Raw genomic sequence first — 1,508 nt, forward strand, 5'->3', positions numbered from 1 at the left:
TCCAGCGCTCGGGGAACCAGCAGCCGGTGTCGCCGCCGAGCGTGAGCCGCGCACCGTACGAACGGTCCGGGGTGATGGTGAAATCCGTGGACCTTTCTCGTGGCCGGGCGCTGACACCCGTGGTGAGGGTGGCGTCGAAGGCACAGGCGGTCATCGTTCAGTCACCTCCGGCCACTGAACGTAGGTTTCGTACCCCCTCCCGGTGGCCGATAAGAGGTCGGCTCCACCCTTACGTGTGGCTGTTGACCGATTCGCCTGAGAGGTCGCGGATGAATGTGCTGTAAGTGGCCGCTCAGGGGTGCGATTAAAGTAAGGCACGCCTAAGTGCCACCTTCCGCACGATCCCCTGGAGCACCACATGCCCGTACGCCGCCGCGGCAGCGCCGCCCTCGCCCTGGCCCTCGCCGGGGCCCTCTCCCTCGCCGCCTGCGGCGCGTCCGACAGTGGCAAGGGCGGCGCCAAGGGGAACGGCGGCGGAGGGAAGTCCGTCGCGCAGGGCGGCAAGGACTTCGGGAAGGCCGCCGAGCAGACCGCGAAGATGGGCACCGACGCGAAGCCCGGCCAGTTCCCGCGCACCATCACCCAGGCCATGGGCAAGACGGAGATCAAGAGCAAGCCGAAGCGGGTCGTGGTGCTCGACGTCGGCGAGCTGGACAACGTCGTCTCGCTCGGCATCAAGCCGGTCGGCTACGCACCCTCCGAGGGCGACCAGGCCATCCCCGGCTACCTCGAGAAGGCGGCCGGGAACCCGAAGAACGTCGGCACCATCAACAACCTCAACCTGGAGGCCATCAACGCCCTCCACCCCGATCTGATCCTCGGCAGCAAGCTGCGCGCCGAGCCGCTGTACGACGAGCTGAAGCAGATCGCCCCGACCGTCTTCTCCATCCGCCCCGGCTTCACCTGGAAGGAGAACTACCTCCTCAACGCGGCGGCCCTGGACCGCACCGCCGAGGCCGAGCGCAAGCTCGGCGCGTACGAGACGAAGGCGAAGAAGCTGGGCGAGGACATCGGCCCGAAGAAGCCGACCGTCACCATGCTGCGCTTCATGCCGGAGTTCACCCGGCTCTACGCCAAGGCGTCGTTCATCGGCACGATCCTCCAGGACGTCGGCCTGCCCCGGCCCAAGAACCAGCAGGTCGAGGACCTGGCCACGGAGATCGGCCCGGAGCGGATCAACGAGGCCGACGCCGACTGGATCTTCACCGGGGTCTACGGCGACCCCAAGGCCACCAAGCGGGACCAGGCGGAGTCCAATCCGCTGTGGAAGAAGCTCGGCGCGGTCAAGGCCGGCCACGCCAAGAACGTCAAGGACGAGACCTGGTACCTGGGCCTCGGCGTCACCGCCGCCGACCGGGTGCTGGACGATCTCCGCGGCTACCTGGTCCGCTGATCCCCCTTCAGGTCGCCCCCGGCGTGGCGGTCGCGCTGAGTGAAGGCAGGGGCAAGGCTTCCCGGTGATCTGGGAGGTAGCCTTGCCCCGTGCCCGCTCTCACCGATGTCCTCGC

Annotated in this window: 1 protein-coding gene; it reads left to right on the forward strand. The window is 68.2% G+C overall.

The genetic code is table 11. The features are described 5' to 3' along the window. Positions 1-358 precede the first annotated feature (358 nt). Positions 359-1,393, forward strand: coding sequence for an ABC transporter substrate-binding protein (locus SSOG_RS31945; protein ID WP_009718400.1), 1,035 nt, complete (start codon positions 359-361; stop codon positions 1,391-1,393). Positions 1,394-1,508 lie beyond the last annotated feature (115 nt).

Source organism: Streptomyces himastatinicus ATCC 53653 (genome assembly GCF_000158915.1).
In the GTDB taxonomy this organism is placed as follows: Bacteria; Actinomycetota; Actinomycetes; order Streptomycetales; family Streptomycetaceae; genus Streptomyces; species Streptomyces himastatinicus.

What these genes read in the sequence shown, in the direction of transcription:
- SSOG_RS31945 (WP_009718400.1), top strand. Translation starts at nt 359, where the DNA reads ATGCCCGTACGCCGCCGCGGCAGCGCCGCCCTCGCCCTGGCCCTCGCC.